Raw genomic sequence first — 3,834 nt, 5'->3', positions numbered from 1 at the left:
CCTCAATAGCGCCAATACCAGGTCTACGCGCTTCTCTGCAGGCATTTCGCTCTTGCGTCCCATGTCTTGCTCCTCGATGGTTGTCTATCATTTCATCGGGTCCAAGGATCTGGGGGCAAGACACAGGTTGCGAATCGACCTACTTGGTATCCGCACTACATCTTTGGCTGGCAGGTGGGCGTTGAAAGAGAAACCAGCGATTGGAGCAACCTCTCGTCCCCATTCTCATTGGCGGGCTGGGAAAAGCAGTTCTGTCTTCCAACTCCAGACTGCCTCGAGCCATTCGTGCAACGTTTGGTAGATTTCCTGGTGGAAAACACTTTGCCGGAAATTGGTAGAAGGCTGCAGCAGCTGGATGTGGATAGTCTTTTTCAGAAGCCGGAGTGGGATGCGTGGGGGCCGGCCGCGCTGGCGAAAGTTCTCGTCTTGTACTGCGTGAGGCAGCCGCAGCGGGGTCGAAAGTGTCTGGAGGCTCTGCCCAGCACCCATGCGCTTTACTCACGATCTGACTATGCGCGGATCAAGAACCGAATCGTTGAGATGTGCGAACAGGAAAGGTTTCTACAAGTGAGTGAATGCATCGAAGCTCGCTGGAAGGCAATTTCCGTGTGATTGCTGACATGTGCTGGTTTCAACATGCGCCGCAACCGGTTGTTAAAGGTCGAAGGGCAATGGGATTGACGGGTCGTCCCGATGCAAAACTCAAGAACGTAGGCTCAACCGGCTACCAGGAAACGACAGGCGCTTTGAGTGCATTGTGCGTCGGCAGTTCTGTGGCACAGCCGACGCGCTGCGCTACGAAGCCGATCTTCGCGACAAGCTCAGAGGGAGTGGCAACAGCCTCCCTGGCAACCGTGAGCACATGCGCGGCCGACGTTGATAAAGTGGAGGACTGTTGTGGCTAGGCAATCTGTTTTTTCTGGAGTTCTCGGCTCCCGCGGGGCTGTGCACCCCCGAGATGAGAAGGTGGCATCGTTGCTATATGGTGGTGAGCGCGTTGCGAACAACTATCTTGACTGTCTTTGCAATAGAAGCGGTTTGGCAGCGGCGTGCAGCTCGCTTTCTGAACTCTATATTGAGGAGAGTCGCGACGAATTCTTTGGAGTTGACGAGTCGCTCAGCCACTTCGAAAGCAAGAAGGTTTTTTGCGCCTTTGTGCACATAGACGTCCGCGGCTACCGCGACGGTTTCGACCCGCAGGAGCGCTTCTGGCGCACGCTGCGGGTGGCGGTGGAGGCCTTCTTGTTTGTTGGCCGCAAGTTCAAGGCTACGGCCGAGACCATGGCCTATCTGCAGCGCGAGTTGGATGCTCTGCCGACCGCGGCGCCGTGGCCGCCGATCCCGGATGTTAAGCCCTGGGAGCCGCCCGCTAGCGACGAGCCTGTTCCGAACGGGGAGCTGGCCGATGAGCCGGGCACTTTGTGGATCATCACCGCCGATGACGAAGACACGGTGATCGGCCCGATGTTCCAAGCCATCACCGCCTTCGTCCACGAAAAGGAACTCGGCGAATGGGATGGCGACTCGCGCGGCGCCGGTGAGGCGGATATCTCATTCGACGTCGACAGCCTGAAACGCTCGGCCAAACGCATCCGCAGCTTCTTGCGCAAGCATTGGCCCGACCGCGAGTTCACGCTGAGTGATCAGCCGAGCGATGCTTTGGGTAAAGCCGTGTAGCGTGGGCATCACAACCTAGCTATCTGGCGATAGGAGTTGGTGATACCCCCGCCGATGGCAATCCCGCGGGTCTGGGTGAGTTCGACTACACTCTGCGTTTCCTCGGTCAGCAGTTCGATCGCGAGACCGGGCTACACTACAACTATTACCGCGACTACGATCCCAGCACGGGGCGCTATATTCAAAGCGACCCGATCGGGCTGGAAGGCGGAATCAATCCATACGTGTATGTGGCTGCCCAGCCTCTGGTGGCGTGGGATGCAGAGGGGCTGCGTTATCCGGGCAGTGCAATACCGCAGCCCAAGCCAGGAAAGCCACCACGATCACCGGCCAAGCCGCTCAATTGCAATTGTGGGCCCAGCAGCGGCGGCAAGGCGCCCCATGGAAATTCGAAAGACTACAAAGGGCCAACGCATGTCTATGTGATCACGGACAACCACAACGGCTCGTTATTGAAAGTTGGGAAGGGCAAAGGAAACGGGATTGGCGGGTCACAACGTTGCATGACGCAGACCCGCAGGCTAAATCGCCTTCCCGGAAATGACGGTCGTTTCGAGTGTGTTGTCCGCCGGCAGTTTTGCAGCACAGCTGATGCGCTACGCTATGAGACTGACTTGCGCGATAAGCTACGAGGAGTTGGAAATAGTCTTCCGGGGAATCGTGAACACATGCGAGGAAGGCGTTGAGCCGGCTTGGAGATGCTATGCAATCGATATTTGCAGGAACGTTTGGGGAGCGCGGCGTCGCCCATCCCCGTGACGAGAAAGCGGCCTTCCTAAGATGGGATGGTCTTCAGCAGCTGAACAATTGGTTGCGAGTACTGTTCCATCGAAGCAAGCTCGACGCGGCTTGTTCCCACTTGAAGGATCTGTGCTTAAGGGTTAGACGGGATGACTGCTTCTCCGTAGATGAGTCGCTAAGCGACTTCCAAGGGAAAAGGGTTTTCTACGCCTTTGTTCACGTCGACGTCCGCGGTTACCGCGATGGCTTCGACCCGCAGGAGCGCTTCTGGCGCACGCTGCGGGTGGCGGTGGAGGCCTTCCTGTTTGTTGGCCGCAAGTTCAAGGCTACAGCCGAGACCATGGCCTATCTGCAGCGCGAGTTGGATGCTCTGCCGACCGCGGCGCCGTGGCCGCCGATCCCGGATGTTAAGCCCTGGGCGCCGCCCGCTAGCGAAGAGCCTGTTCCGAACGGCGAGTTGGCCGATGAGCCTGGCACTCTATGGATCATCACTGCCGATGACGAAGACACGGTCATCGGCCCGATGTTCCAAGCCATCACCGCCTTCGTCCACGAAAAGGAACTCGGCGAATGGGATGGCGACTCGCGCGGCGCCGGTGAGGCGGATCTCTCATTCGACGTCGGCAGCCTGAAACGCTCGGCCAAACGCATCCGCAGCTTCTTGCGCAAGCATTGGCCCGACCGCGAGTTCACGCTGAGTGACCAGCCGAGCGATGCTTTGGGTAAAGCCGTTTAGCGGGCATCACAACCTAGTTATCTGGCGATAGGAGTTGGTGGTACCCCCGCCGACAGCAATCCCGCGGGTCTGGCTGAGTTCGACTACACTCTGCGTTTCCCCGGTCAGCAGTTCGATCGTGAGACCGGCCTACACTACAACTATTACCGCGACTACGATCCCAGCACGGGGCGCTATATTCAAAGGGGGACAGCAACCTGGACAGCCATTAACTACAGCCTCAGCCCGATGCGGGTAGTGATTGGGCCGGACAACTGGCAGCAGCCGGTGTCGCTGCGACTCAGCACCCGCGATGACCTGACCGCCGCCGCGCCTACCGGCTCAGCGTACAGGGCCAGGTGATGAATGCCGCCGATCCAGGCTACAGCGGGCTGCAGTCGGATACGGTGCTGTTCGGCGTGATTGATAACGACCAGGACGCCGTGGCGGTGCCGGTAGACCAGCGCGGCATGCTGGCGATCCTGGCCCTGGCTCTGGCCCTGTTGGGCGGCGTGGCGCAGCTGAGGCGGGCCGCGTCTGCTGCGCAGCGCCGATGCTGACAAACGAACTAAACGCTCTGTTGAAGGATCTCCGCCAATGAATGGCGTATCACATACCCTGCTGAGTCGCGCGCTGGCGCTGTCGATCGTAGCCGTGCTGACCTTCGCCGCCGGCCTCGATCCGGTCTACGCCCAGCCGGG

General features: G+C 59.1%; 6 protein-coding genes. All 6 read left to right on the top strand.

Annotated features, from left to right (window positions below; all coding sequences use genetic code 11):
* Positions 1-285 precede the first annotated feature (285 nt).
* The 6 genes from IFO71_RS21305 (at position 286) to IFO71_RS21280 (ending at position 3,693) form a co-directional block, all read left to right on the top strand.
* A complete protein-coding gene (locus IFO71_RS21305; protein WP_192031705.1) occupies positions 286-612 on the top strand; it encodes a hypothetical protein in 327 nt (108 codons plus the stop codon).
* 426 nt (positions 613-1,038) lie between these two features.
* Complete coding sequence (locus IFO71_RS21300; RefSeq protein WP_192031704.1) at positions 1,039-1,677, top strand: hypothetical protein; 639 nt, start codon at positions 1,039-1,041, stop codon at positions 1,675-1,677.
* Positions 1,678-1,700: 23 nt separating this feature from the next.
* A complete protein-coding gene (locus IFO71_RS21295; RefSeq protein WP_192031707.1) occupies positions 1,701-2,363 on the top strand; it encodes an RHS repeat-associated core domain-containing protein in 663 nt (220 codons plus the stop codon).
* Between the two features lie 17 nt (positions 2,364-2,380).
* On the top strand, positions 2,381-3,154 hold the full coding sequence (locus IFO71_RS21290) for a hypothetical protein (protein WP_225444865.1): 774 nt from the start codon (positions 2,381-2,383) through the stop codon (positions 3,152-3,154).
* Between the two features lie 21 nt (positions 3,155-3,175).
* On the top strand, positions 3,176-3,496 hold the full coding sequence (locus IFO71_RS22395) for an RHS repeat-associated core domain-containing protein (RefSeq protein ID WP_192031706.1): 321 nt from the start codon (positions 3,176-3,178) through the stop codon (positions 3,494-3,496).
* Positions 3,496-3,693, top strand: coding sequence for a hypothetical protein (locus tag IFO71_RS21280; RefSeq protein WP_192031702.1), 198 nt, complete (start codon positions 3,496-3,498; stop codon positions 3,691-3,693). The genes IFO71_RS22395 and IFO71_RS21280 overlap by 1 nt, the downstream gene beginning before the upstream one ends.
* Positions 3,694-3,834: the final 141 nt, after the last annotated feature.

The sequence above is a fragment of the Pseudomarimonas arenosa genome, from assembly GCF_014841215.1.
GTDB lineage: Bacteria > Pseudomonadota > Gammaproteobacteria > Xanthomonadales > Xanthomonadaceae > Pseudomarimonas > Pseudomarimonas arenosa.
Note: the sequence above shows the minus strand (reverse complement) of the source record. Positions and strands in the feature narration are given on the sequence as shown.

What these genes read in the sequence shown, in the direction of transcription:
- IFO71_RS21290 (WP_225444865.1), top strand. Translation starts at nt 2,381, where the DNA reads ATGCAATCGATATTTGCAGGAACGTTTGGGGAGCGCGGCGTCGCCCAT.
- IFO71_RS21280 (WP_192031702.1), top strand. Translation starts at nt 3,496, where the DNA reads ATGAATGCCGCCGATCCAGGCTACAGCGGGCTGCAGTCGGATACGGTG.